Origin of the sequence: Pseudoalteromonas sp. DL-6, from assembly GCF_004328665.1 — a bacterium.
Lineage (GTDB): Bacteria > Pseudomonadota > Gammaproteobacteria > Enterobacterales > Alteromonadaceae > Pseudoalteromonas.
The window spans coordinates 424,539-449,671 of record NZ_CP019770.1 but is presented as its reverse complement, the minus strand read 5'-3'; the positions used below and the strand labels follow the sequence as shown (position 1 = coordinate 449,671).

The following is a 25,133-nucleotide window of genomic DNA, read 5'->3' as shown; positions in this document are numbered from 1 at the left end:
GAAAAACCTGTGAGTTTAGATAAATTTAAAATCGCCATGCAATATGCTATGCCAAAGCACTTTATTTCTCGTGTAGTAGGTAAGCTTGCAGCTGCAAAAGCGGGCGCATTAACAACAACACTAATTAAATTATTTATTAAACAATACAAAATAAATATGAGTGAGGCTAAATACTCTGATCCAGCTCATTATAAAACCTTTAATGAATTTTTTACCCGTCCGTTAAAAGACGGTGCTCGTCCTATGGTTGAAGATGACGATATTATTATTCACCCAGTAGACGGCGCAATCAGCCAGCTTGGCGATATTGTTGACGGCCAACTAATCCAAGCTAAAGGCCATGATTACAGCTTACAAGCGTTGTTAGGTGGCTCACAAGACGACACAACACCGTTTTTAGGCGGTAAATTTGCAACTATTTACTTGGCGCCAAAAGATTACCACCGTATTCACATGCCAATTGATGGCACGTTAAGCAAAATGATTTACGTACCGGGCGATTTATTTTCGGTAAATCCACTTACCGCGCAAAACGTACCGAATTTATTTGCCCGTAACGAACGTGTAGTAGCAATTTTTGAAACTGAAATTGGCCCGCTTGCTATGGTCCTTGTAGGCGCAACCATTGTTGCTAGCATAGAAACTATTTGGGCTGGCACAGTCACTCCACCAGCTGGCAGTGATGTGTTTAGCTGGAACTACCCAACTAAAGGCGAAAACGCGATCACCCTTAAGAAAGGGGAAGAAATGGGTCGCTTTAAATTAGGCTCAACAGTTGTGCTTGCATGGGGTGCAGATAAAGCCGATATTTTTGATGATCAACGCCCTGAAACGGTAACTCGTTTAGGCACTGCGTTTGCAAAAATTGATGATTAATAAATAGTACCAGTTGTCAGATCGAAATTAAAAAGCACCGCGTTTATTGTATTGAACGCGGTGTTTTTTTGTAGACGAAGAGCTTGCTCAGGTTAAAAGCGAAGCTGTTCTTTACTCACACTTTCGCACTCTCTACACGCTAAATTTTTAGCCATCTTAAAATGCTGTTGCTTTAAGCTTAATGCGTCAAAGGTTATAAACACACTCCCACCACAATGACCTAACAACATATTAAGAGTTAGCTGTGCCTGCATAGAGCCAATTACACCAAGTAAGGGACTAATAACGCCCGCATTGTCGCAATTAACAACAGGGTTAGCATCATTTTGTGGAAATACGCAGCCATAGCAAGGGCTATCTGTTTGCCTAAAGTCAAAGCCCATTAATTGCCCTTGGGTTGCTAGCGCTGCTGCAGAAATTAGTGGTGTTTTGTTGTTTACGCAAAAACGATTGACGGTGTAACGAGTCGCAAAGTTATCAGAGCAATCAAGTACGATATCGGCGTTACTGAATAGTGCATCACTGTTAGCATCGCTCAACTTTTGCGAGTGAGTCACTATGTTTATTTGATTATTCAGGCTCGCAAGCACCTTCCCTGCTGCATTTACTTTTTGCTGCCCTAAGTGATTCACTTTATACAGTATTTGCCGCTGTAAATTAGAGAGTTCAACGGTATCGTCATCAATTAATATTAGTGTGCCGATACCAGCAGCTGCTAAATAAAGTAGCGCAGGACTTCCTAGTCCACCTGCACCTACCACAGCAACGGTTGCCGCTTTAAGTGTTAACTGCCCCTCAAGCCCCACATCTTTTAATAATAAGTGGCGGCTATAACGTAGAGTTTCTTTGTCGCTGAGCTGCTGCGTTTGCATGTTAGCAGGCATTCTCATTTATCACCGATTTTAAGGTATTGATTGCCTCTACATAATCATCAGCCTCGGTAATAGCACGTACCACGGCTACACTGCCCACGCCAGTTTTAGCAACCTCTTGCGTCCTATTTAAATCAATTCCACCAATAGCCACAGTAGGATAACTTTGCATTAATGGCACAAATCGAGTTAGCTTTTCAAGCCCTTGAATTTGCCCTGCCATGTCTTTGGTGGTGGTAGGGTAAATCGCGCCAAAGGCCATGTAGCTTGGGCGGTAATTATGCGCCCGAAGCATTTCATAAAAGCCATGGGTAGAAAGCCCAAGTCGCAGGCCTGCTTCTTTTATAGCCGCTAAATTTGCGCTCTCTAAGTCTTCTTGTCCTAAATGCACACCATATGCGCCATGTTTGATTGCCAGCTGCCAGTAATCGTTAATAAACACATGCGCACTGTATTGCTGACCCAAAGCGACCGCGCTTGCGACTAATTGTTCCAGCTCATCTTCGCTTTTATCTTTAACTCTTAATTGCGCTGTTTTAATGCCATTTTGTAAGCATTTTTCTAGCCACTCTACGCTATCGACTACCGCATAAGCGCCAAGCGCTTTGCTTTCACACGCAGCAAAGTCAGCTGCCATATTAAAATCAAGCGGTACATCAAAATCTAGCTCATCACCCAACCAACTACCCGCTTCAATCACTTGAGGGTAATGCGCTAGGTCAGTCGGAAACGACGTTTGTGCAACCGGCCCTATCCCCTCGCCATAGCGAACTGATTGCTTTAAACCTTGGTTTATATAGGCTTTAGCTAAAATAAACGCATCTTTTAACGGATAGTCCTTTGCAAGGCATGCAGCAATAACAGACGCCATACTACAGCCAGTGCCATGATTGTGCGGAACCTGAATTTTTTCATTACCCAACCAGTACTCTTCATTACCTTGTGAGCAGTAATCAATACAGTAACCACTTGGGTAATCCCAATGCCCACCTTTTATAACCACCGCTTTGGCACCCCATGCCATTAGTTTGCTTGCTGCTTCTTTAATTGCTGCGGGGCCAATTAAATACACACCTGTTAATAACTGTGTTTCATGGGTATTAGGGGTAATTACATCCACCAGCGGTAATAGGCATTCTTTAATCGCGCTTACAGTGTCTTCTTCTGTTAGTAAGTCACCGCTTGAGGCAATAGCCACAGGATCGTACACAATCACCGGCGGGGTTGGCCACTTCGCTTTGTAATGGCTAATATGCTCACTGATCAATTGAATTTGCTGCACGTTAGCTAACATACCAATTTTAATTACTTTGGCTTTCATGTCTTTTTCGAGTGCCAATAACTGCGACTCAATCACATCAGTAGAGACGGCATTAATCGCCTCAACACCTAAACTGTTTTGTGCTGTTAGTGCGGTAATCGCAGTACAACCGTGCACACCAAAGCTTTGCATTGCTTTAATATCAGCTTGAATACCTGCGCCACCGCCGGAGTCTGAGCCCGCAATCGTCCATACTACATTGTTCATAATGACCTACTTCCTAATTTTTTACGTTTGATGCCAAAATGGCATACCCATTGTGGGGGTTGATGGGGCCGCAACGTCTTTTTCTGGCATTGCTTTGGCGTTATAAGCAAAGCGCCCTGCTTCAACAGCTGCTTTAAATGCACGTCCCATGGTAATAGGGCAACCCGCGCCCGCTATGGCTGAATTTAATAATACCGCATCATACCCTAATTCTAAGGCTTGGCAGGCATGCGATGGTAAACCTAACCCAGCATCTACAATTAATGTGCTGTTAGGTAAACGCTCCCGTATCGCCTTTAAGTTATAACTATTTAATAATCCCTTACCGGTACCAATTGGCGCGCCCCATGGCATTAGCACCTCGCAGCCTAATTCATCTAAACGTTGGCAAAGCACTAAGTCATCGGTGCAGTAAGGCAGTACTTTAAACCCATCTTTAATTAAAATCTCAGTGGCTTCAAGCAGAGCAAAAGGATCTGGCTGTAAGTTATAGTCATCGCCAATTAATTCCAGCTTTATCCAATCGGTAGCAAATACTTCTCGACACATTTTAGCTAAATTAATGGCCTCTTTAACACTGTGGCATCCTGCTGTGTTAGGTAAAACTTTGAGCCCTGTATTCTTTATAAGTTGCCAAAAATCATCTCCTGCAGCTGCGCTTTGCTGGCGACGTAAAGACACAGTAACAATATCCGCTCCTGAAGCATTAATTGCTTTAGTCATCGTCGCGGGAGATGGGTAAAGCGCAGAGCCAATCAGTAATCTACTTGAAAATTGCTCGCCATAAATAGTGATATTATCGGGAGGTAACATAATGGTTACCCTCCTTGAATCGGAGATAACACATCAATGCAATCACCATCATTAAGTGTGTAGTTAGCATGTTGCTCTTGAGGTACAAACTGGCCATTAATGGCTACTGCAAACGGTGCTTTAGCACCATACTCAATTAAACACTGTTTTAGTTCGCTACTTGTTAGGGTGAGCGCTTTACCATTAATTATTATATCCATCATTCCTCACTCTATTCTGGCAACAGCATCAGCAACTAAACTCGGCGCGAGCATGTAGCCATGGCGGTATAATCCATTAATACTAATTACCTGCCCCAGTTGTGTAACTTGTGGGCAGTTATCGCTAAACGCAGGGCGAAGCCCGGTTTGAATATTTAACAGTCGAGCCTCGGCAAAACCGCTGTGCACTGTATAAGCGGCTGAAAGTAACTCCAACGTTGAACGCACCGTTGCCGCCCCGTTATCTTGAGACTCAATTTCGGTGGCACCAATCACATATTCATGATTCGGCTTAGGTGCTATATAAATAGGATAACGCGGATGCATTAACCTCACTGGTCGAGATAAATTAACCTCGGGTGCATAGAGTCTTGCAACTTCCCCGCGCACGCCTCGAAGTGGCTGATCTTGTTTGGCTCCAAGCCCTCTGCAATCAATAATGTAATCAAACTCTCGATTATTCACTTTGTTATCAAAGATGCTGGCGCGCTGATTAAATACAAACTTTACTTTGCGCTTATTTAGCAACCTAAAACTGGCTTTGTAAAAGGCTTGGTTATCTATCTGCGCTTCACCGGGCAAAAATAGGCCTTGGCTAAATCGACCAGCCAGTTCAGGTTCTAGTTGCTCAATTTGCTGTGCATTAATTGCTTGAGCACTAAAATTTAGTAACGGCTTGATTCGCTGTGCAAAGCTTTGTAAGTCGCCTTTATCCTGCGGATGAGCAACCACTAGGGTACCTTGCTGTTGAAAAAATACCTCGCTATTTAGTTGTTCTAAAATAGCAGGCCATCGAGTAATAGAATCTACTCCCATTAAAGCCAATTCACGTTCGCACATAACAGACTCAGCTAGGGGGGCTAGCATCGCTGCTGCCACTTTACCGGCACTGTTCTGAGTATGTTCATCATCGGCTTCAAATACGGTAACACGATGTTGCTTACTTAACTCAAGCGCGGCCAACCGCCCTGCTAAACCAAAGCCCACCACAGCAATGTCATAAAACATAAACACTCCTAAATCTAGCTACGAGCTACGAGTCTCTGGCTTCGAGCAACAAGATGCTAAGATAAACATTTCGCTACTCGATGCTCGCAACCCGCAACTATTTTATATTGCTTTGTGGTAAATCTCTGAGCCTGTTTGCTTAAACTCTTCAGATTTGGCTTTCATCTCGGCCTCAACATCAACCATTTTGATTTCAATGGCATCACCCACGTTATTAGGATCAATACCGCGCGCTTCTAGATCTTTGGCGTAGTCGCGTACTTCTTGGGTTATTTTCATGGAACAAAACTTAGGGCCACACATAGAACAAAAATGCGCCACTTTGCCTGATTCTTGCGGCAGTGTTTCATCATGGTATTCACGGGCGCGAACAGGGTCTAAACCAATATTAAATTGGTCATGCCATCTAAATTCAAAGCGCGCTTTTGATAGCGCGTTATCTCGCTCTTGTGCACCTGGGTGACCTTTCGCTAAATCGGCGGCATGAGCGGCAATTTTGTAGGTAATAAGACCTTCTTTAACGTCTTCTTTATTTGGCAAACCTAAATGCTCTTTAGGTGTTACGTAACACAACATCGCACAGCCATACCAAGCAATCTGCGCTGCACCAATACCCGAGGTAATATGATCATACCCAGGGGCAATATCTGTTGTCAGTGGGCCTAAGGTATAAAATGGCGCTTCATCGCAATGTTTAAGCTGCTCATCCATATTGGCTTTGATCATATGCATAGGCACATGTCCAGGGCCTTCTATGAACACTTGTACATCGTGCTTCCAAGCTATTTTTGTCAGTTCCCCTAAGGTACGAAGCTCACTAAATTGCGCTTCATCGTTCGCATCAGCAATAGAGCCCGGACGTAAACCGTCCCCTAGTGAAAAACACACATCGTATTGTTTTAAAATTTCACAAATATCTTCAAAGTGAGTGTATAAGAAGTTTTCTTTGTGGTGCGCTAAACACCATTTAGCCATAATTGAGCCACCACGTGACACAATACCGGTTACGCGCTTTGCTGTCATTGGTACATAACGTAGCAGCACACCAGCATGAATGGTAAAGTAATCAACGCCTTGTTCTGCTTGTTCAATCAGAGTGTCGCGAAATATTTCCCAGGTTAGGTCTTCTGCTACGCCATTGACTTTTTCAAGTGCTTGGTAAATTGGAACAGTACCGATAGGTACTGGCGAATTACGTACCAGCCATTCACGGGTTTCGTGAATGTAACGCCCTGTTGATAAATCCATTACGGTGTCAGCACCCCAGCGGGTTGACCACACCATTTTTTCTACTTCTTCTTCGATAGATGAACCCACTGATGAATTACCAATATTGGCGTTAACTTTAACTAAAAAGTTACGACCAACAATCATAGGCTCGGTTTCTGGGTGATTAATATTGTTAGGTAAAATAGCGCGACCGCGAGCAATTTCATCACGCACAAATTCAGGAGTAATAAACTCAGGGATGCTCGCGCCAAACGACTCCCCTTTATGCTGCGCAGCTAGTAACTCTTCACGTATTTGCGCACGCCCCATGTTTTCACGTATCGCTACATATTCCATTTCTGGGGTGACTATCCCTTGGCGGGCATAATGCATTTGGGTGACATTTTTACCTGCTTTTGCACGGCGTATTTTTGGAAGGTGTTCAAAGCGAATATGATCTAGCCCATCATCAGCCATACGCTGCTGTGCAAACTGTGAGGTTACCGACTCGAGTACTTCGGTATCATTACGGCTCTCAATCCATTGTTCACGGTATTTATTAAGTCCCTTGCGCACATCCAATTTAAATTCAGGATCGGTATACGGGCCTGATGTATCGTAAACACGCAGTGGTGCATTTGACTCATACACTGGGTTTTGTTCATCACCACCAATAAAAGTATCGCTCAATGTGATTTCACGCATACCCACACGTACGCCTTGCTGGCTACCTGCAACGTATACTTTATGGGAGCTTGGAAACGGCTGACCGGTTAAGTTATAAATATAATCTGATGCGGCCGCACGAGTTTCGCGACGGGTGGCTTTATTTGTTGTATTTGACATGACTTACCTCATTGCTAAAGGGTTGTCTTGTCAGATATTCCGCTGAGGAATAGAGAAAGATCGTAAAGTAGCTTTATGCGACTTTGCGGCCTAAGACGGAGGTTGCTTTTTTGTGCGCATAAAAAAAGACGCACAAGCGTCCTAGTTAGGCAGCTTGTTCCCTACGCAGGTATTAACCTGATCAGGTTCACGGATCCCGCTTTCGCGATCTCAGCCTAAATAAAACTTAGGCACTCCGACAAGTATTTGAATTGTTCGTTGATTTGATAATGTTTTGATCAAATCTGCGACGAGTGTACGCCAGTTGAAAATTCCCTGCAAGGGGCTGTTTTTCAAAACTCAAAAATTATTTTGGGATAAACACAAATTTTTGTTCAGCTTGCATTACCAATGTTTGGTCTTGCATGTTAAGCACTGCACCTTGCTGCAGAGCCTGTAAAAACTGTTGTTCAAACTCATCCAGTTCAGGGCCACATGATTTACGTGTCATACCTAATTTGCTTACGCTCAGGCTACTGTCTTCAAGTGAGCCTTCACCAAAGAACTTATTACATCCGGTAAAGCCGTTTATTTGTAGCGCATCGATAAAGCTCATTGATGCTTTAAAGGACGCGGGAATGGCCAAATCATCAACCTTTGATAATTGCCATTGTGTATATTTTAGCTGCTCAGTGGTAACTGTCCCTGTTGATGCGCAACCAACACATAAACCGATTATAAGCATCGGTATTGCTGCTAATTTCATGTTATTACAAACTTAGTGTCTAATTAATGTAATAGTATCAATATTTGTCAGGTTTATCCGTTAAAAATGCATATTTTAAATGTAAATTTTTGTTTAAAATTCATGCTATTTAAAACTATGCAACGGCTTGGAATAAGTCATCTATCTGTGGTGGTAAAAATGGACGACCTCTTTCATTAACTGATGTACCAATAACTAAGGCATTGAGCATCACTTTTTCATCTTGTTTGCGCACTACCGTTTGTTTAAATGCAAACTTAAGACGACTAATACGCACAGGCTCTACCGCCACATAAAACTCATCTCCAGGCAATAGGGAATGTTTGTAATCCATTTCACTGCGCATCACCACTAAGTTAATTTTATCTTTTGCAAGCTGTGCAAAATCAACGCCGTGTGCGTATAAAAACTCGTGGCGAGCGTGCTCAAGATAATTAAAATAAACACTGTTATTTACAATACCTTGTAAGTCACATTCGTAGTCGCGCACCTTAAAGTCTACTTTAAAGGCCATATTAGTAATCCCAATTATTTAACGTATAATTGTCGCGTTTATAGCACAAGTGTTGAAATAATTGCTACCATACGAGTCCCTAAAATGGAGTTAAGTAACCTAATGAACCTACGTTTGTCTTTAATTACAGCCACGTTATTACCCCTGTTCGCAGCACCTATATATGCTAACGCAGATGACACCGAACTAGAGAAAATCATTGTTACCGGTGACTTTCAGCAAGAAAGCATTCAAACATTAAGCGCCAGTGCCAGCTTATTTTCTGAAAATGAAATGAATCAACGTGGTGCAACGTATTTAGACGAAATGTTAGCCAGTGCAGCCAATGTAAACTTTGCTGCTGGTGCGTCTCGCGGTCGTTATATTCAAATTCGCGGTGTCGGTTTACGCTCGCAGTTTGTTGACCCGATAAACCCATCTGTGGGCTTAGTAATTGACGGTATTAATTATTCAGGCTTAGGTGGTAGTTCATTATTGTTTGATATTGACCAAGTAGAAATTTACCGTGGTCCTCAAGGTACGCGTTTTGGTGCAGATGGCATGGCGGGCATGATCCAAATGCAATCAGCTAATGCAACCAGCGATCCTAGCTTAAAATTACATTTAGGTGCTGGCACTTATAACAGCCACGAAGCAGGCCTTGCTGCTAGTACAGGCTTAACAGATGACACCAGTGCCCGCGTTAGCTACTTTCGCAGAAAGTCTGACGGCTACGTAGACAACCTTTATTTAGATAAACCCACTCAAGATCAAGATGAGCAAGTTGCACGCTTTAAATTAAACAGCCAACTCACAGCTCATTTAAATTCAGAACTTAACCTGCATTATATCGATATTAATAACGGCTACGATGCATTTACTCTTGATAATTCTCGCAACAGTCTTGCTGATCAACCAGGCGAAGATAATCAACAAAGTTATGCTATTGGCCTGAATAATACTTACACTGGTTTTGATACCTTTGATGTCAGCTTAAACCTTTCAGCCATTGATACAGAACTTTTTTATAGCTTTGATGAAGACTGGGTGTGTAACGATACTAATAAGCCGCAATTATGTGCCGCCGGTTTACATCCTGATGGTTATAGTTCAACAGATATTTATAGCCGCGATCGTGATGATCAAGCGCTCGACCTGAAATTTACTGGTAAAGCAGGTAACTGGGTTGCGGGTATTTACTATCAAAACCGTGATGTGGATTTAGAGCGTCAATATACGTGGTTAGCCAATCCGTTTGCTTCAACCTATGAAACTAATAACATTGCAGCTTATGGCCAATTAGCCACATCAATAGGCCCAAAAACTACGCTTATTACTGGTTTACGAGTTGAGCAATATCAAGGTGATTACGCCGATAGTAACGGCTTTAGTGAAGAAACTGACGATATTATGCTCGGTGGTAAAATTGCAATTGAATACCAAGTTATTGACCGCACCATGATTTATACCAGTATTACGCGCGGTTACAAAGCCGGTGGTATTAATTCCGAAGCGCTAGCAAAAGCAAAAGATGAAGGTTTAAGTTTAGATGCTGATTTTTTCAAACAGCATACCAGCTTTGACCCTGAGTACTTATGGAGTGGTGAGTTTGGTGTTAAAGGCTCATCGCTAGATGACAAGTTTACCCTGCGTTTAGCTGCTTTTTATATGCATCGCGATAATATTCAATTAAAGTCGTGGCAAGTATCAGATCAACAATTTACCGGTTATGTCGCCAATGCCAGCTCTGGCAGCAACTACGGTCTTGAAATTGAAGGCAGCTACTTACTTACTGATAATTTACTCATTAGCGGTAGCGCTGGCTATTTAGATACGAAAATAAACGACTTTGTAACTAAATCGGGCTTAAACCAAGATGGCCGCGAGCAAGCACAAGCACCTAAATATCAATACGCATTTAGTGCACGCTACAATGTTACTGATGAGCTATATGCTATGTTAGGTGTTGAAGGCAAAGATGATTATTACTTCTCAGACAGCCATAATGCACAAGCTCCAAATACAAACTTAGTGAATGCAAGCCTTGGTTACGAGGCTGAAAGCTGGGCCGTGCGCGCGTGGGCACGTAATGTGTTTGATGAAACCGTTCCAACTCGCGGCTTTGAATTTGGTAACAACCCGTTAGATGGTTATACAAGCCAAACTTACATTCAACTAGGTGAGCCACGTGTGGCCGGCGTTACGTTTACGCTTAATCTGTAATACAGCGAACCAGTTGTCAGTTCGAGAATAGAAAACACCGCGTTTAATGCAAACGCGGTGTTTTTTATCTGATAGCTGACCGCTAAAAGCAATTAGCTGCTTTAAGCTCTGGTCACATCAAACGTTATCACTTCTTTTATTTTTTGTTTATTGGTTGCTAGCATCACGAGTCTATCAATCCCTAATGCAACCCCCGCACATTGCTCTAAACCATGTTCCAATGCTGCAATTAAACGCGTATCCATAGGAACCTGCTTTAAGCCGTTAGCAGCACGGTAGGTGTTATCTTCGTTAAACCTTTTTGCTTGTTCTTTAGCATTAGTGAGTTCATTAAAGCCGTTAGCCAGCTCCATATTTTTGTAATACAACTCAAAGCGCCCTGCTACACGCTCATCGTGTTCACAAATTTGTGCCAGTGCCGCTTGTGATGCCGGAAAGTGATACACAAAACAGGGGATTTCTTGGCCAATAGTCGGCTCTACTTTCATACAAAATAATAATTGCAGCAAGGTATCTTTATGAGTCTCGTTTTTAGCAATATCAGCAAAGCCATGATCGCATGCGAGTTGTTGTAACTGCGTGATAGAGGCAGTTAATGGATCGACCCCTAACGCGCGTTCAAATGCCTGTTGGTAGGTAACGCGCTCTGCAGGAGCAACCTCAAGAATGAGCTGCATTAGCTCATCTATTTCGTCCATTAAAGCAAATTCGTCAAACCCAGGCCGATACCATTCGAGCATAGTAAATTCAGGATTATGATGACTCCCTGCTTCTTCATTTCTAAATGCCTTACAAAGCTGGAAAATAGCGCCTGAGCCAGCTGCTAACAAGCGTTTCATCGCAAACTCTGGAGATGTTTGCAAAAACAGGGGTAGCCCACCAGCATGGCCTGGGCCCACAAATGTAGTATTAAAGCTGGCTAAATGCACATCGGTTACACTGGCAGCACTTAAACTCGGTGTTTCGACTTCCATTACATTACGCTCATAAAAGAATTCCCGAATGCTGCGCATAATTGCTGCGCGTTGCTTAAGTATTTCTATGCTGGCACTCGGCTTCCAAAGATCTGCTGACATATTTTCTCCAAAAAAAATCCCAGCTTAAGCCGGGATTTAATTAATAAGGCGTGTTACTGCTTACTTAACACGGCTCACGTATTCACCATTACGAGTGTCTACTTTAATCACTTCGCCAATTTGTACGAATAATGGAACACGTACTACAGCACCTGTGCTAAGCGTTGCTGGTTTACCACCCGTGCCCGCTGTATCACCTTTAAGGCCCGGATCAGTTTCAGTGATCTCAAGCTCAACAAAGTTTGGTGGAGTTACAGCAATTGGGCTGCCGTTCCATAATGTAATAGTACATACATCGTTTTCAACTAACCATTTACCAGCATCGCCCAGTGCTTTTTCGTCAGCAGCGATTTGTTCAAATGTTTCATTGTTCATGAAATGCCAAAATTCACCGTCTGTGTATAGGTACGCTAAATCGGTATCCATTACATCAGCACCTTCAACCGATTCACCCGATTTAAAGGTTTTTTCAAGTACCTTGCCAGAGATAAGCTTACGGATACGAACACGGTTAAACGCTTGGCCTTTACCCGGTTTTACCATTTCATTTTCTAAGATACTGCAAGGTTCGCCGTCCATCATAATTTTTAGGCCGCCCTTGAACTCGTTGGTGCTATAATTCGCCATCGTTTCCTCTATTTATATTTTTCGAGTAATCTACGTGCCAATGATACAAAGAAATGAAGCAAATTTGCATAAAAACTGGCAAAAAGAATTAGCAAATGTAGTTACCTGCCCAAAAGTGCTGTTAGAAATGGTTGGTTTATCGAGCCAAGTCCATGAAAACGACATAAAAGCTCGTAGCTTGTTTCCTGTTCGTGTGCCATTGCCTTTTATAAAAAAAATTCATCACGGCGATGCAAATGACCCTTTATTGCTGCAAGTTATGCCTCGCCATCAAGAATTTTTAACTAAGTCGGGGTTTAATAAAGATCCGCTACTTGAACAAGATAACAATCAACCAGGTCTATTGCATAAGTATAAATCGCGTGTTTTAGTCATGTTTAAAACCGGTTGTGCAGTAAATTGCCGTTATTGTTTTAGAAGACACTTCCCCTATCAAGAAAACCAACTGAATAAACGCAGCCTTATTGATGCATTGAGTTATATAAAATCGGATAAAAATATTAACGAAGTGATTTTAAGTGGTGGCGACCCCTTAATGGCCAAAGACGATGCCATAAGCTGGTTTTTAGATGAGCTTGAGCAAATACCACAAATAAAACGGATGCGCATACACAGCCGATTACCCGTTGTTATTCCTGCACGCATTACTGAACAATTATGTGAAAGATTAGCAAAGTCACCACTAAAAATTATATTCGTGAACCATATTAACCATGCTAACGAAATAGATAATGACTTTAAAGACGCCATGAAGATGCTAAAACAAGCCAATGTACTGTTATTGAATCAGGCGGTTATTTTAAAAGATGTTAACGATAAGCTCGATGCACAAATTAACTTAAGTGAAGCGTTATTTGATGCAGACGTAATGCCTTATTACTTACACTTACTGGATAAGGTAGAAGGCGCAAGTCATTTTGATATAGATGAGGCGCAGGCCATAAAAATAATGGCAGAGCTTTTAGAAGCCCTGCCAGGATTTTTAGTGCCTAAATTAGTAAGAGAAATTGGTGGTCAAAAAAGTAAAACCCCCATTGATCTCAAACTTATTTAAACATACACGTTTACATTATTTCCAAGTGTTGCAGTAACCGACTTAGCCGGTGTTTGCGCACTTGAAGATTGTGTAGCACCTTCAATAAGCGCGAGTGCAGCGGCGCCATCAGCTTGCTGTTGCTTTTTAGCTAAAGCAGCAGTTAAAACCTCTGCGCCTTGGCCTGCACCAGGCATTGTAGGTAGATTTCCACCTGATATATTCATAACTCACACCTGACATTTAAATGTAATACACGTATTATAGTCGCTGAATTGGTAAATTACTTTACCAACCCACTTAAGTATATATCGGCAACATTGCACTAAGCTTTAGGAAAACCATGGATTCTATAATTGAACAACTCAACGCCAACTTAAAAATTGTTTACCGTCAGGCGCTTGATGCTGATAAAAAACTCGATGAGTTACAACAGCAAGGCCACGGAAAATTTAAAGCCTTATTTGCCGAGGACGCTGGATTTAGCTTTGAAGCTAAACGCTTTAAGCCTTACGTTTTAGACGTTGCCGCTGATGTAGAAAGCTTATCGAGCGACGGTTTTGATGAAGAAAAGCTAAAACAAGCAGTTATTAAACTACAAAACTTACTAACCTTGTTGGCCACCTTTAAGTAAGCACTCTGGGCTTACTGCGCAAAACACCTGTTGAACAGATGTTTTGCGCTATGTTACTTAATTCGCGGTAAAACTTGCTCACCAAACCACTCTGTTAATAAGCGTTTTTCGTAGTAAAACGCTTCATCTCGACCCATTTTAATTTTATCCATAAAACCCATATCTTTTAGACTTACGTTATCTTCTTGTGCGACAACGCCACTTTCATCACTAAGCACATAGTTAAATTCAATGCGTGGAAAGTGAATGGGTTTAACCACCCGAATTTCGTTAACACCGCCATAGCGAACGTCTCCGGCTAAATCTAAATCGGTTACTTCAATTTTTAAAGTGTAATTTTTAGGAAGCTGCTCGCTGAGCTTTGCAAAGTGTTCATCAATACTTTTGGCTATTTGCTTATGGTACGAGCCTTTAGCTTGGTTTGATGGGCGTACATCGCGATAATCATTAAAGTCATGCCATTTAACTTGAGCCTCGCCCGCGTAAACAACACTTGGTAGTGCGATAAACATCAACATTGCTATTTTTTTAACTGAGTTCATACGTTTCTCCAACGAGTATATAAATCACGGTAAATTACAAATTGCTATACTTCACTTTAGCAATTACACATGAACTATAACTTAATCTTTACGCTGAGGTGTTATTAAAACTGCACGAAATGTAATCAAAAGTACAGTTTGCAAGCTTACTATTACAAAGCAAATAAAATAATGCATGTAAAAGCTCATTATTTATGGTGAAATTAGGGTAATTGAACAGAGGTTTCCAAGGAGCATTCATGACAATTTTAGTAACCGGTGGCGCAGGCTACATTGGCTCACACACCGTTTTAGAACTTTTACAGCAAGGCAGCGAGGTTATCGTTATCGATAACTTAAGTAACTCCTCTGAAGAATCACTTGAGAGAGTGAAAAAAATAACCGGTAAAGCAATTACTTTTTATCAAGGTGATATTTTAGATAAATCCTTTTTAAACTCGGTATTTACAAAGCATAATATTGATAGTGTAATTCATTTTGCAGGTTTAAAAGCGGTTGGTGAGTCGGTAGCCAAACCAATAGCGTATTATCAAAATAACGTACAAGGTACATTAACACTAGTTGATGCAATGCGTGACGCGGGTGTGTTTAAACTGGTATTTAGCTCATCTGCAACAGTTTATGGTGACCCTGCAAGCTTACCAATACGCGAAGACTTTCCCGTTGGCGGTACAACTAACCCATATGGTACCTCTAAACTAATGGTTGAAATGATGCTGCAAGATATCGCTAAATCAGATGAGCGCTTTGCGTTTGCTATTTTGCGCTACTTTAATCCTGTTGGTGCCCATGAGTCAGGTTTAATTGGTGAAGACCCTAATGGTATTCCTAATAATTTATTGCCTTTCATTTCACAAGTTGCGGTTGGTAAATTAAAGCAGCTTGCTATATTTGGCGATGACTACGACACGGTTGATGGTACTGGCGTACGCGATTACATTCACGTTGTGGATTTAGCCTTAGGGCATTTAAAAGCACTTGATAAAATAGCCGCAGAAACCGGGGCATTTATTTATAACCTTGGTACCGGTAACGGCTATTCAGTATTACAAATGGTCAATGCGTTTATTAAGGCTAGCGACCAAGCTATCCCTTATGCGGTGTCGCCTCGTCGCCCTGGTGATATTGCAGCCTGTTATGCTGCGCCAGAAAAAGCGCTCAGCGAACTAGGCTGGCAAGCCGAGCGCGGCATTGATGTTATGATGCAAGATACATGGCGCTGGCAGTCAAATAATCCAAATGGATACAGTAAATAAAGGTTTTTTAAGCTGTCAGTTTTTAGTTACGATTAAAACACAGTATTTGAATTAAATGTGGTGTTTTAATGTGTTGCTGATAGCTATTCGCTCGGGGCTGTTAGCTGTACTTACCAGTTTTGCATTTCAACAATGCGAGACTGGGTTCGCGCATATTCAAAGCTTAATTTTTTACCTTGGTATAACTCGTTTATGTCGGCCTGAGCGTTAATCACCAGTAATTTGTGGCAATCATAAAACTCATCGACTAAGGCAATAAAACGCCGAGCTTCATCATCGAGTGTATGCTCATCTAACTGCTGCTTTTCGCGCTGATAGCTGTCTTCTATACCATGCACAATAACTTTACCAGTTGCCTCTTTTCCCATTATTGGCACATTCGCGATGTATACTACCAAAAACTGTTCTGCTAAAAACATATAGTCATTGGCGCTACGAGGGCCTGAGCACAATGCCATAAAATCAATCAGTAAAGCATCGTCAGTTTTTAATAAATAGGACAGAGCTCGGCCATGTACAGTCATTGTACTATCATGCATTGCTTGAGGGTGTGCGGATAAAAACTCAGTTTCAAACTCAGCGTGGGGCAAGTTAATAAAATAATGACAACTACTTCGACCGTACCTGAAGCGGTGGTCTTCCTCCCCCGCTACGTTAATTACATGACAATGTGCATTTATTAAATCGATAGTTGGTAAAAATCGCGCGCGTTGCAAACCGTTGTAATAAAGTTGCTCCGGTTTTGCGTTAGAAGTTGCTACTAGCACCACGTCTTGTTCAAACAGAGCGTTGAATAACCGAGCCATGATCATGGCGTCACCAATATCACTAACAAAAAACTCATCAAAGCACAGCACTTTTATCTTTTTGGCCCACTGTTTAGCAATTATTTGCAGCGGATTTTTATCTCCTTGTAACTTGGCCAATTGAGCATGAACTTTTTCGATAAAATGATGAAAGTGCAGGCGCTGCTTTTTCTCTGTGGGTAAGCTTTCATAAAATAAGTCCATCAACATAGATTTACCTCGACCAACCGGGCCATATAAATATATTCCCCTTATTGAAGGTGCTTTTTGCCACCAGCTTGCAGGCTGATTTAATTGCTCACTTAAAGACTGTAACGCACTCACGGCTTGGTGCTGCGCCGCATCGAAATCAAGCTTTCCTGATGAAACCTTGCTATGGTACAGGCTTAAAATTTCTGTGCTGGGCTCTGTCATGGTATTTCACTATCCGCTATACTCGCGGCCATTGTAGCCGACTAAAAATGTGAACAACATGAAATTTCCTTGCCGTTTAGATAAATTTATTAGCCATTTAGCAGAGTTACCACGCTCAAAAGCCCGCGCAGCAATAAAAAGCCAAGTGGCTTGCGTTAATGGCGAGGTGATCACGGCATTCGACTTTCAAGTTACTCAACAAGATAATGTGTTATTTCATGATCAGCCATTAGTTTTTTTAGGTAAACGCTACTTTATGCTCAATAAGCCGATAGGTTATGTATGCGCTAATTCAGATGAGTTACACAAAACCGTATTTGACTTGCTTGATGAGCCAAACATGGCCGACTTTCACATTGCCGGGCGTTTAGACATAGACACCACTGGCCTAGTACTTATTACCAATGATGGCGAGTGGTCACACAAAATTACCTCGCCTAAAAAGAATAAGTTTAAAACCTACCTAGTCGAAACCCAAGAGCCGATTACCGATGATGCATTGCAGCAATTACGTGATGGTGTGCAGTTACACAATGAAAAAGATTTAACTCGCCCTGCTATTGCTGAACGCGAAGGGAATTATGGTTTACGCTTGTCTATTTCTGAGGGTAAGTATCACCAAGTAAAACGTATGCTAGCAGCGGTAGATAACAAAGTGGTTGAACTACATCGTGAACAAATTGCGGGTATAAAGTTAGGTGAAGATTTGGCTGCAGGTGAATACCGCCCATTAACTGCCGCAGAGATAAAACTGTAAGGCTGTTTAGGTGTTAGGAAATGGCTTCGGGCCACGAGATTAGGGCCGCTCACCTGCCGCTCTAGGCTCGCTGCTCGTTGCCTTTAATAATCTTGCTTAATCCCTGTCTGAAATCTGACGTCTAAAACCTGCTCTTACGATTTAATCTGTACTAAATCAAAGTCTGTCATTCCAGGCACAATCGCTTGCAGACGAGACTCAGTAATATCTAGGGAGTTTAAACATTCACAATATTCAGAGGCTTTAAGTTCTAATTGGTGGGCTTTTTTCTGCAATGACTTATCGATTTCTTTGGTAATAATATCCATGCGTTGCCCCATGTCGTTCATGCGGTCTTCTATATTGCCTTCTCGAGATTTAAACGCATCCCCAAGCGACATTAAAATAGCACCCAAAGAGCCATGTACAGCTGAGTGTATTTTTTGACTAATTTCTTTAGTAAAAAAATCATCAATTTGGGAAAGCGATTGAGGAGCTATAAAAAAGAAATCGTCGCCACGTTTAAACTTATCCATAAGTGCGCGCTCTACATATTGTAATTGCGTTTTTAGCACTTCGGGTTCTTTATCTGACATGCCCTCAACAACATGCTCAATAGCACTGAGTCCTAGGTTAACGCCATCGGTCGCTAAATCGACCAACTCAGGAACTGTTTGACGAATACCATTGCTAAATTGTTCTAGCACTTTGCTTTCGTCGGTACTTAAATCGACCCAGTAGCCTCGAATAAACAGTTGATTATTGTTGTTAATTTGCACCCTAGTTTGGCCTTTATCAACAATACGGATCACATCATCGGTAATAATTAAACCATGACGAAGTTCAACATCACATTGTTTTTGTGCGATTGCATTGGAGCTTAAAAGTGCCATTGATAACGCCAATATCGAACGAGATAAAAACGCCATAAACACCTCAAAAAGACTAAAATAGGGGGTGGCTAGATTAACAAAAAACCAACTTTATGCAAGCAAAAGTAACACCCTAAAAACAAGGCACCATGAAACGTAACGTTTACACAGCGCCTTTATCCTCTGGCTTGTACTATTAAATAGGTGAGCCTGGTGGTATTGGCAGAGCTTTAAAATTGTCAGGCCACTGGCCTGTTGTTAAAAACTGATTAATTTGTGACGCTAAATAGTCTTTAAATGCGCTGTCACCCACTTCAGGATGGCTCAGTAGAGAGTGCTGATTAAACTCATCAGCAAGTTTGCTTAAATAGAAATGCAGTTGCGCTTGCACTTCAGGGCTTAAACCGTCGTTAGCCACAAGATTAGCCATGGTTTTTGCCGTTAGGTACTGTACTCGTTGTGTTACTTTTCCTGTCATGGTGGCAGGTGCTGATACATTAAACACCTGTTTATTTAACTGCTTAAGTAACTCATCTAGGCTATAAAAGCGGTTATCACGTGCTTGTTGCTGCGCTAATCGATTTAATCGTTGAGCGTTTAGTAATAGCGATAGGCTATGCTGCGCTGCCACTTCAGGCAATGAAAGTGCATCCATAGTTAAGCCGGTACGACCCACTATACTTTCTCGTGATTTAGACTCGCCATACGCCTTTGGCACAATCAAAGACAGTATCGACTCTGGCAGCGTTAAATTAGTTGCTTTTAGGGTGGCTAAAATAGCATTAACTGCTTGTTGCTGAGCCTCTTTAGCTACAACTTGGGCGCCTTTGACGGGTGCGTCACTACGAATTTCATAGTCATAATCAACGCCCGCAATAAGCTTTGCAACCGCTTCAACTTGATAACGGTGGAATAAGTAAAGTGGCACTAGCTTTTCTTCTAACTGCGACAGTGCAACCCCAGTTTTTATATTGTTAATACCAAACTGCCCGAGCGCCTGCTTTCGCACATCAAGCACTCTAAGTAATTCTTCACTTGGATTACCGCCATTATCCCAAAGATGCGCCGTAGGGTGCGCTCCACCTTTTGCACGGGCATCACTGTCAGAAATAAACGCCAAACCTAGCGATTTATTTTGCTGTAAAATAGCAGCGAGTGCTTCGCTTTCATCTTGGCCGGTAAAGTCACTGTAGCCATATTTGATCACTTGTGTATCCCATGCGCCCATACCTTTAGCATAACCTTGAGATACATCTAACTGACCATTATCTGCAAAGCTCAATAACGGATGCGGATAATCCATCACCGAAGCACGATTATTTATTGACGCAGCGAAGTTATGCGCAATACCCAGTGTATGACCAATTTCATGAGCACTGAGCTGACGAATACGATCAAGTGCCATTGCATGTAAAGAGCTTGCTACTTCATTGCCTTTTAAATAAGGCGCAGCGAGTGATTCAGCAATTAAGATATCTTGACGCACTCGCAGCGATCCTAGTGTCACATGGCCTTTAATAATTTCGCCTGTACGTGGGTCTATAATTGAACTGCCATATGACCAACCTCGGGTAGCACGGTGCACCCATTGAATAACGTTGTAGCGCACATCCATAGGATCAGCATTACTTGGTAGCACTTTAACTTCAAACGCATTTTTATAGCCTGCTGCATTAAAGGCGTCATTCCACCATTGCCCGCCTTCTAATAAAGCCGTTTTTACTGGTTCAGGTACCCCGGGATCTAAGTAATAAACAATAGGCTCTACTGGCTCACTAACTGCTAGGCTTGGATCTTTTTTTGCTAAACGATGGCGCGGAATGTAACGCACATACATAGACTCATCGAGCCCTGCTGCATAATTTTTATGCTCCACACTCCAATAACCCGATTGCGGGCTAAATTTTCGTGGCGTGTAATTATCATCAGGCAATTGAATAAGTGAATGGTGCATGTGCACACTCAAAGCGTAAGGGTCAGCACTCACTTGGCGAATATATTTACCTGGTTTAGACCCTTTAAAGGTGAGAATGGCTTCAAGTTCAGTATTTTTTAAAAATGCTTTAGAGCGATTCATAAATACCGCACTGCGTGACTCATCAAGGCTAAACTGCCCTTGCTTGCGTGCAGCTAAAGTACGGCTTACACCATGTACGTCACTCAGTAAATAAGGGGTGTAATCTATTAATGCAGCATTCTCATCTTGCGCGACAACTTTAAAACCCGCCAAAATACTCGACGCAAACGCTTCTTTAACGCTTTGCTGCTCAGCTAGATTACTCGTGTTTGCACGGTAGTAAGTATTTAGTGCACGTAGCATCACCTTGTTGCCAAAGCGCTCAAACTGTACCAAATAGGTACCGCCTAATTGGCCTCTATCTAAACCTATGTCGTTAGAGCCAACGCCATAAGGCAAGCTATGCTGTAGTAAAAATTGTTGCTCAAGTTTATCAACTTTTAAATACACATTGCCGTTTTGGGTATTGTAAAAGAAAGAAAAATAACCAGGGAAATGGTTCATTTTTTCAGTAAATTCGTCAATAGACTTAATTGCTGCGTGCGCTTGAGTTATCATACAGAGCAGCACAGTAAAGAGTATGTAACTTAATCGTGATATTTTTTGCATAATCTTATCTTTGTTATTAGCGTTTTAAATGCGATGTAGGTACCCCATTATAGGGGGTTATTTATACAATACAGTTATTTAAGACGAATTTCAGCGCTCTAAACTAATCTCTCTCACATTATGATTAGTTTTAACACGTTATCAGGAAAAAAGAATGCGTAGACTCCCACCAGTATTACTAGAAGATGGCTGTTCAAGAGAACTTTTGTCGTTAATTCGTACTATTTTAGCGGCATGTAAAGAAATTTCATTTCGCGTCGGTCAAGGTGAATTATCGGGCGTATTAGGCTCAACCCTCGATGAAAATATTCAAGGCGAAACACAAAAGAAACTCGATGTACTGTCTAATCAGTTATTAAAAGATATATTGCTGGAGTCAGGCACAGTTAAAGCGATTGCCTCTGAAGAAGAAGATTATACTGTTGCCGGTAACCCAGATGCCGAGTACATTGTTGCATTTGATCCACTTGATGGCTCGTCAAATACCGATATTAACTCACTTGTAGGTACTATTTTTTCTATTATGAAAGCACCTGTGGGCTCAGATGCTGCTGATGAAAAGATTTTTATGCAACCTGGGCATCAACAAGTGGCTGCAGGTTACGTACTGTATGGCCCATCAACTATGCTTGCGCTAACAACGGGTAAAGGTACACGCATGTTTACCTTAGATAAAACCCAAGGTAGCTTTTTACTTACTCAAGATTTTGCCGCTATTCCTGCTAAAACTAATGAATTTGCAATTAACGCCTCTAACCAGCGCCACTGGGAACCAGCGATGCAAAACTACATTAATGACTTACTTGCCGGAGATACAGGCCCTCGCGCTCAAAACTTCAATATGCGTTGGATTGCTGCAATGGTTGGCGATGTTCATCGTGTACTTAGCCGTGGTGGTTTATTTACTTACCCAACTGACACTAAAGATCCTAATAAACCTAATAAACTGCGTTTACTGTATGAAGCAAATCCAATGGCAATGCTAGTAGAGCAAGCAGGTGGTATTGCTTCAACAGGCACTGAGCGTATTATGGATATTCAGCCTGATGCTATCCATCAGCGAGTTGCGGTTATTTTAGGCTCTAAGGACGAAGTAGAAACTTGCTTGAGCTATCATAAGTAAACTTTAAGAACAGGTTTTAGGTTTCAGGTGTCAGCTAGAGATTAGCCCAGTAGTGGTTACTAACATCTGAAAACTGTTGCTTAAAACCTTTCATACTTTCTGATAACCACCTGCTACTGTTGTAACAGCTTTAACAACTGTGCGAGCTTTTGATGAGTCAACTCGCCCATTTGCTCGCTATTACTTAGCGCGTAAATAACACCTTCATGCTCAGCGCAATTTATGTCATCTCGCGACTCAATAACATTTGCCCACAGCTGTAAATCGTCAATATCAATTTCTTTATTGAAACAACGCGTAAGTACATTAATTAGTACAGGCTTTGTGAGTGTGTACAGGTAGATTTTATTGCTTGCTGCGGTTGAAACAATCACACTAATGGCACTATCTCTTTGCTCGCCAAATGTAATAAATTCAGCCAATGCTTTTTGTATATTCATAATGTTTGTTATTCTTGCTACTCTACTGTTAATAAGACCTAAAATGACCCAAATAAACTGCAGCCAATGTAATACAACGCTTAACTGTAATGTTAATGATATAACCTCATGTTGGTGTTATCAGTTACCCGCTATTTTACCACTCGATGATACAGCATCTAGCTGCTTATGCCGCTCATGTACTCTTGCTAAAATAAATAGCTATTTAGAGACTATATACACCCAACCAATAAAAGCTCAAATCGCTTTTGCTAAACAATTTAGAAGCCATGATAATTTAATTGAAGGGTTAGATTACACCATGCAAAATAGTTACATGGTGTTTAGTAAGTGGTATTTTTTAAAACGGGGTACTTGCTGCAAAAACGGGTGTAAAAATTGTCCCTATAATTAAATTAGTCACCCACAGCAATAGGCAGTGAGCTATCTGCGCCCCACTCACTCCACGAGCCGTCGTAAACACTTAAATTATGATATCCGCATTCATCGGCGAACAGCGCAAGCGCACAGGCAGTAACACCTGACCCACAGCTAAATTGCAGATGTTTTGCATTCCCGACTAATTTATTAAACTGTGCTTGTATAAAGTCGAGTGATTTTGCCTCGCCATTTTCTAACAAACTAGCTAAAGGTAGCGAATAGCTATTAATAATATGACCGCTGCGCATACCCGCTCTTGGCTCTTTATTTTTACCAGTAAAACGCTCATAAGCACGCGCATCTAAAATAACTGTATTGGTATCCTTAGTAGCACTTAGCACCTGTTTTTTATCAATAAAGTAACCAGACTGGTATTGAGCAATAAAGTCACCTTTTAGTGATGCTTGTGTATAGTTTGACTCAACAGGAAGCTCTAGTTCAAGCCACTTGGCTAAACCACCACCGAGGACTTTTACGTTATTAAACCCCATGGCTTTAAACATCCACCAGGCTCTAGCTGCACTGAATAACCCCGCATCCTCATAAATCACCACCAATGAGTCGTGATTAACGCCTGCTTTTTGCATCACCTGAGTAAATTGCTCTGCACTACACAAGGTATTGGGTAATGGGTTTGAAGTATCTGCGAGTTCTTTTTTGATATCAAACCGTTGTGCCTTGGGTAGCATAGCAACGGGCGAGTACTCCCCTGCAGCAGAGGGGCGTAGCATACCTGCATCAAAAATAACTAAGTTAGTTTGCTCTAAACGCGCATGTAACCATTTTGCACTGACTATGTTTTTCATCGTCTTGCCAAATTTAAGGAAATGAAATAGCTATATATTATTACAGCCTGTTTATAAACAGAATTTAGACTGGTTACAAATTATAATAATGCTAAAATAGCTGCTTTGAGGTTTCTAAATAAAATAAAATTATGCCAATCCCTTTTTACATTATCAATATGCAAGGCTGCGAAGACCGTTGGGAAACAACCCTAAAGCGACTTACCAGTCTACACTTAAATGCTGAACGTTTTGAAGCGACCATTGGCAAAAACCTTAGTGAACAAGAAATCCTCAAGTGGTATTGCCCGAAAAAAAATAAAAAACGTTACAATCGCAACCTATCTGCAGGTGAAATTGGTTGCTATGTAAGCCATATGCGCCTTTGGCAAAAAATGGTCGATGAAAATATCGCTTATTGTGTTGTATTAGAGGATGACCTTTTCATTGAAGCTTCACTTAAAGATGTTGTTGATGCGGCGCTTAAATTAAAAAACTGGGATTTAATCAAGTTATCTGATAATCGAAACTTTCCATTTATTGACAGTACGTTATTAGAAAATAACCTAACAGTTGGCAACTATAAAAAAGCACCAAACGGCACTCAAGGCTACATCATTTCACTAAGCGGCGCTAAAAAACTACTGCAAAGAAAACCGTTTTTTAGACCGGTAGATGTCGATATGCAGTTTCACACTGAAGTAGGCTTAAATATGATAGGCATAAAACCCTACCCTGTTGCCGAAGATCGAAGCTTTATTAGTGAAATAACAAGCGCTAATGCAGGCTCTCATTCCAACCGCAGTACATTTATCAGAAATTTAATTCATAGATCGAGTATTCATAGGCAAAGACGATATAAAACTGCGGATCTTGCCAAAATTACAAGTGAGTAATACCCAGCATATTTTTACATGTATGCATTTGATT

The 25,133-nt window shown here is 41.5% G+C and carries 26 protein-coding genes and 1 riboswitch; of the genes, 9 read left to right on the top strand and 17 right to left on the bottom strand.

The annotated features are described in order from the left end of the window. Positions 1-9: 9 nt before the first annotated feature. Positions 10-876 (top strand): archaetidylserine decarboxylase, encoded by an 867-nt coding sequence (gene asd, locus B1F84_RS02020; RefSeq protein WP_033104269.1) that lies wholly within the window; start codon positions 10-12, stop codon positions 874-876. Positions 877-968: 92 nt separating this feature from the next. On the opposite strand, the gene B1F84_RS02015 is transcribed toward asd, so the two are convergent. From B1F84_RS02015 to B1F84_RS01980, 8 genes are all read right to left on the bottom strand, one after another. After that, complete coding sequence (locus tag B1F84_RS02015; RefSeq protein ID WP_131690431.1) at positions 969-1,766, bottom strand: HesA/MoeB/ThiF family protein; 798 nt, start codon at positions 1,764-1,766, stop codon at positions 969-971. Further along, positions 1,750-3,276: a thiamine phosphate synthase gene (thiE, locus tag B1F84_RS02010; RefSeq protein WP_131690430.1), complete on the bottom strand. Its 1,527-nt coding sequence runs from the start codon at positions 3,274-3,276 to the stop codon at positions 1,750-1,752. The genes B1F84_RS02015 and thiE overlap by 17 nt, the downstream gene beginning before the upstream one ends. Before the next feature lie 21 nt (positions 3,277-3,297). Next, positions 3,298-4,089, bottom strand: a complete 792-nt coding sequence (locus B1F84_RS02005; RefSeq protein WP_008115481.1) for a thiazole synthase — start codon at positions 4,087-4,089, stop codon at positions 3,298-3,300. Between the two features lie 5 nt (positions 4,090-4,094). Then, positions 4,095-4,289: a sulfur carrier protein ThiS gene (thiS, locus tag B1F84_RS02000; protein WP_036932961.1), complete on the bottom strand. Its 195-nt coding sequence runs from the start codon at positions 4,287-4,289 to the stop codon at positions 4,095-4,097. Between the two features lie 6 nt (positions 4,290-4,295). Then, positions 4,296-5,297, bottom strand: a complete 1,002-nt coding sequence (locus tag B1F84_RS01995) for an FAD-dependent oxidoreductase (protein WP_131690429.1) — start codon at positions 5,295-5,297, stop codon at positions 4,296-4,298. A 102-nt stretch (positions 5,298-5,399) separates the two neighbouring features. After that, the gene (gene thiC / locus B1F84_RS01990) at positions 5,400-7,352 is read right to left on the bottom strand and encodes a phosphomethylpyrimidine synthase ThiC (RefSeq protein WP_131690428.1); all 1,953 of its coding nucleotides are present in this window, start codon (positions 7,350-7,352) and stop codon (positions 5,400-5,402) included. 141 nt (positions 7,353-7,493) lie between these two features. Continuing rightward, positions 7,494-7,600: riboswitch (TPP riboswitch) on the bottom strand. Positions 7,601-7,698: 98 nt separating this feature from the next. Then, complete coding sequence (locus B1F84_RS01985; protein ID WP_283235058.1) at positions 7,699-8,097, bottom strand: META domain-containing protein; 399 nt, start codon at positions 8,095-8,097, stop codon at positions 7,699-7,701. 115 nt (positions 8,098-8,212) lie between these two features. After that, a complete protein-coding gene (locus B1F84_RS01980; RefSeq protein ID WP_131690427.1) occupies positions 8,213-8,611 on the bottom strand; it encodes an acyl-CoA thioesterase in 399 nt (132 codons plus the stop codon). A gap of 102 nt (positions 8,612-8,713) precedes the next feature. On the opposite strand from B1F84_RS01980, the gene B1F84_RS01975 reads away from it, so the two are divergent. After that, positions 8,714-10,813 (top strand): TonB-dependent receptor, encoded by a 2,100-nt coding sequence (locus tag B1F84_RS01975; protein ID WP_131691892.1) that lies wholly within the window; start codon positions 8,714-8,716, stop codon positions 10,811-10,813. 101 nt (positions 10,814-10,914) lie between these two features. On the opposite strand, the gene epmA is transcribed toward B1F84_RS01975, so the two are convergent. Both epmA and efp read right to left on the bottom strand, forming a co-directional pair. Continuing rightward, positions 10,915-11,889, bottom strand: coding sequence for an elongation factor P--(R)-beta-lysine ligase (epmA, locus tag B1F84_RS01970; RefSeq protein WP_131690426.1), 975 nt, complete (start codon positions 11,887-11,889; stop codon positions 10,915-10,917). 60 nt (positions 11,890-11,949) lie between these two features. After that, positions 11,950-12,516, bottom strand: coding sequence for an elongation factor P (efp, locus tag B1F84_RS01965; RefSeq protein WP_010390517.1), 567 nt, complete (start codon positions 12,514-12,516; stop codon positions 11,950-11,952). A 40-nt stretch (positions 12,517-12,556) separates the two neighbouring features. Here efp and epmB point away from each other — a divergent pair, with 40 nt between their 5' ends. After that, a complete protein-coding gene (gene epmB / locus B1F84_RS01960; RefSeq protein ID WP_131690425.1) occupies positions 12,557-13,570 on the top strand; it encodes an EF-P beta-lysylation protein EpmB in 1,014 nt (337 codons plus the stop codon). Here epmB and B1F84_RS01955 read toward each other — a convergent pair. After that, positions 13,567-13,776 (bottom strand): hypothetical protein, encoded by a 210-nt coding sequence (locus B1F84_RS01955; protein WP_131690424.1) that lies wholly within the window; start codon positions 13,774-13,776, stop codon positions 13,567-13,569. The genes epmB and B1F84_RS01955 overlap by 4 nt on opposite strands. Before the next feature lie 116 nt (positions 13,777-13,892). Between B1F84_RS01955 and B1F84_RS01950 the strand changes: the two genes are divergently transcribed. Then, positions 13,893-14,183, top strand: coding sequence for a hypothetical protein (locus B1F84_RS01950; protein ID WP_008115466.1), 291 nt, complete (start codon positions 13,893-13,895; stop codon positions 14,181-14,183). Between the two features lie 53 nt (positions 14,184-14,236). Here B1F84_RS01950 and B1F84_RS01945 read toward each other — a convergent pair whose 3' ends face one another. Next, positions 14,237-14,725 (bottom strand): DUF3016 domain-containing protein, encoded by a 489-nt coding sequence (locus tag B1F84_RS01945; RefSeq protein WP_131690423.1) that lies wholly within the window; start codon positions 14,723-14,725, stop codon positions 14,237-14,239. A gap of 239 nt (positions 14,726-14,964) precedes the next feature. Between B1F84_RS01945 and galE the strand changes: the two genes are divergently transcribed. Continuing rightward, entirely contained in the window at positions 14,965-15,981 is a 1,017-nt protein-coding gene (gene galE / locus B1F84_RS01940) for a UDP-glucose 4-epimerase GalE (protein ID WP_131690422.1), read from the top strand. Positions 15,982-16,091: 110 nt separating this feature from the next. On the opposite strand, the gene zapE is transcribed toward galE, so the two are convergent. After that, on the bottom strand, positions 16,092-17,201 hold the full coding sequence (gene zapE, locus B1F84_RS01935; protein WP_131690421.1) for a cell division protein ZapE: 1,110 nt from the start codon (positions 17,199-17,201) through the stop codon (positions 16,092-16,094). 58 nt (positions 17,202-17,259) lie between these two features. On the opposite strand from zapE, the gene rsuA reads away from it, so the two are divergent. Next, on the top strand, positions 17,260-17,958 hold the full coding sequence (gene rsuA, locus B1F84_RS01930; protein ID WP_131690420.1) for a 16S rRNA pseudouridine(516) synthase RsuA: 699 nt from the start codon (positions 17,260-17,262) through the stop codon (positions 17,956-17,958). A gap of 134 nt (positions 17,959-18,092) precedes the next feature. Here the strand turns inward: rsuA and B1F84_RS01925 are convergent, their stop codons facing one another. Further along, complete coding sequence (locus tag B1F84_RS01925; RefSeq protein WP_010390508.1) at positions 18,093-18,866, bottom strand: YggN family protein; 774 nt, start codon at positions 18,864-18,866, stop codon at positions 18,093-18,095. 139 nt (positions 18,867-19,005) lie between these two features. Next, complete coding sequence (locus tag B1F84_RS01920; protein WP_131690419.1) at positions 19,006-21,435, bottom strand: zinc-dependent metalloprotease; 2,430 nt, start codon at positions 21,433-21,435, stop codon at positions 19,006-19,008. Positions 21,436-21,589: 154 nt separating this feature from the next. On the opposite strand from B1F84_RS01920, the gene B1F84_RS01915 reads away from it, so the two are divergent. Beyond that, positions 21,590-22,558 (top strand): class 1 fructose-bisphosphatase, encoded by a 969-nt coding sequence (locus B1F84_RS01915; protein ID WP_008115459.1) that lies wholly within the window; start codon positions 21,590-21,592, stop codon positions 22,556-22,558. A gap of 113 nt (positions 22,559-22,671) precedes the next feature. Here B1F84_RS01915 and B1F84_RS01910 read toward each other — a convergent pair whose 3' ends face one another. Continuing rightward, positions 22,672-22,998, bottom strand: a complete 327-nt coding sequence (locus tag B1F84_RS01910) for a hypothetical protein (RefSeq protein ID WP_008115457.1) — start codon at positions 22,996-22,998, stop codon at positions 22,672-22,674. A gap of 43 nt (positions 22,999-23,041) precedes the next feature. On the opposite strand from B1F84_RS01910, the gene B1F84_RS01905 reads away from it, so the two are divergent. After that, on the top strand, positions 23,042-23,392 hold the full coding sequence (locus B1F84_RS01905; RefSeq protein WP_131690418.1) for a cysteine-rich CWC family protein: 351 nt from the start codon (positions 23,042-23,044) through the stop codon (positions 23,390-23,392). 1 nt (position 23,393) lies between these two features. On the opposite strand, the gene B1F84_RS01900 is transcribed toward B1F84_RS01905, so the two are convergent. Beyond that, entirely contained in the window at positions 23,394-24,224 is an 831-nt protein-coding gene (locus tag B1F84_RS01900; protein WP_131690417.1) for a sulfurtransferase, read from the bottom strand. A 131-nt stretch (positions 24,225-24,355) separates the two neighbouring features. Here B1F84_RS01900 and B1F84_RS01895 point away from each other — a divergent pair, with 131 nt between their 5' ends. Continuing rightward, the gene (locus tag B1F84_RS01895) at positions 24,356-25,099 is read left to right on the top strand and encodes a glycosyltransferase family 25 protein (RefSeq protein WP_131690416.1); all 744 of its coding nucleotides are present in this window, start codon (positions 24,356-24,358) and stop codon (positions 25,097-25,099) included. The last annotated feature ends 34 nt before the right edge of the window (positions 25,100-25,133 follow it).

Bases quoted from the DNA above. Each gene is read 5' to 3' on its own strand.
- B1F84_RS01975 (WP_131691892.1), top strand. From the start codon at position 8,714: ATGAACCTACGTTTGTCTTTAATTACAGCCACGTTATTACCCCTGTTC.
- thiC (WP_131690428.1), bottom strand. From the start codon at position 7,352: ATGTCAAATACAACAAATAAAGCCACCCGTCGCGAAACTCGTGCGGCC.
- B1F84_RS01925 (WP_010390508.1), bottom strand. From the start codon at position 18,866: ATGGCGTTTTTATCTCGTTCGATATTGGCGTTATCAATGGCACTTTTA.
- B1F84_RS02015 (WP_131690431.1), bottom strand. From the start codon at position 1,766: ATGAGAATGCCTGCTAACATGCAAACGCAGCAGCTCAGCGACAAAGAA.
- B1F84_RS01910 (WP_008115457.1), bottom strand. From the start codon at position 22,998: ATGAATATACAAAAAGCATTGGCTGAATTTATTACATTTGGCGAGCAA.
- zapE (WP_131690421.1), bottom strand. From the start codon at position 17,201: ATGACAGAGCCCAGCACAGAAATTTTAAGCCTGTACCATAGCAAGGTT.
- B1F84_RS01985 (WP_283235058.1), bottom strand. From the start codon at position 8,097: ATGAAATTAGCAGCAATACCGATGCTTATAATCGGTTTATGTGTTGGT.
- B1F84_RS01895 (WP_131690416.1), top strand. From the start codon at position 24,356: ATGCCAATCCCTTTTTACATTATCAATATGCAAGGCTGCGAAGACCGT.
- epmA (WP_131690426.1), bottom strand. From the start codon at position 11,889: ATGTCAGCAGATCTTTGGAAGCCGAGTGCCAGCATAGAAATACTTAAG.
- B1F84_RS01980 (WP_131690427.1), bottom strand. From the start codon at position 8,611: ATGGCCTTTAAAGTAGACTTTAAGGTGCGCGACTACGAATGTGACTTA.
- rsuA (WP_131690420.1), top strand. From the start codon at position 17,260: ATGAAATTTCCTTGCCGTTTAGATAAATTTATTAGCCATTTAGCAGAG.
- B1F84_RS01995 (WP_131690429.1), bottom strand. From the start codon at position 5,297: ATGTTTTATGACATTGCTGTGGTGGGCTTTGGTTTAGCAGGGCGGTTG.
- B1F84_RS01920 (WP_131690419.1), bottom strand. From the start codon at position 21,435: ATGCAAAAAATATCACGATTAAGTTACATACTCTTTACTGTGCTGCTC.
- thiS (WP_036932961.1), bottom strand. From the start codon at position 4,289: ATGGATATAATAATTAATGGTAAAGCGCTCACCCTAACAAGTAGCGAA.
- B1F84_RS01945 (WP_131690423.1), bottom strand. From the start codon at position 14,725: ATGAACTCAGTTAAAAAAATAGCAATGTTGATGTTTATCGCACTACCA.
- B1F84_RS01955 (WP_131690424.1), bottom strand. From the start codon at position 13,776: ATGAATATATCAGGTGGAAATCTACCTACAATGCCTGGTGCAGGCCAA.
- B1F84_RS01900 (WP_131690417.1), bottom strand. From the start codon at position 24,224: ATGAAAAACATAGTCAGTGCAAAATGGTTACATGCGCGTTTAGAGCAA.
- galE (WP_131690422.1), top strand. From the start codon at position 14,965: ATGACAATTTTAGTAACCGGTGGCGCAGGCTACATTGGCTCACACACC.
- B1F84_RS02005 (WP_008115481.1), bottom strand. From the start codon at position 4,089: ATGTTACCTCCCGATAATATCACTATTTATGGCGAGCAATTTTCAAGT.
- efp (WP_010390517.1), bottom strand. From the start codon at position 12,516: ATGGCGAATTATAGCACCAACGAGTTCAAGGGCGGCCTAAAAATTATG.
- thiE (WP_131690430.1), bottom strand. From the start codon at position 3,276: ATGAACAATGTAGTATGGACGATTGCGGGCTCAGACTCCGGCGGTGGC.
- B1F84_RS01905 (WP_131690418.1), top strand. From the start codon at position 23,042: ATGACCCAAATAAACTGCAGCCAATGTAATACAACGCTTAACTGTAAT.
- B1F84_RS01915 (WP_008115459.1), top strand. From the start codon at position 21,590: ATGCGTAGACTCCCACCAGTATTACTAGAAGATGGCTGTTCAAGAGAA.
- B1F84_RS01950 (WP_008115466.1), top strand. From the start codon at position 13,893: ATGGATTCTATAATTGAACAACTCAACGCCAACTTAAAAATTGTTTAC.
- epmB (WP_131690425.1), top strand. From the start codon at position 12,557: ATGATACAAAGAAATGAAGCAAATTTGCATAAAAACTGGCAAAAAGAA.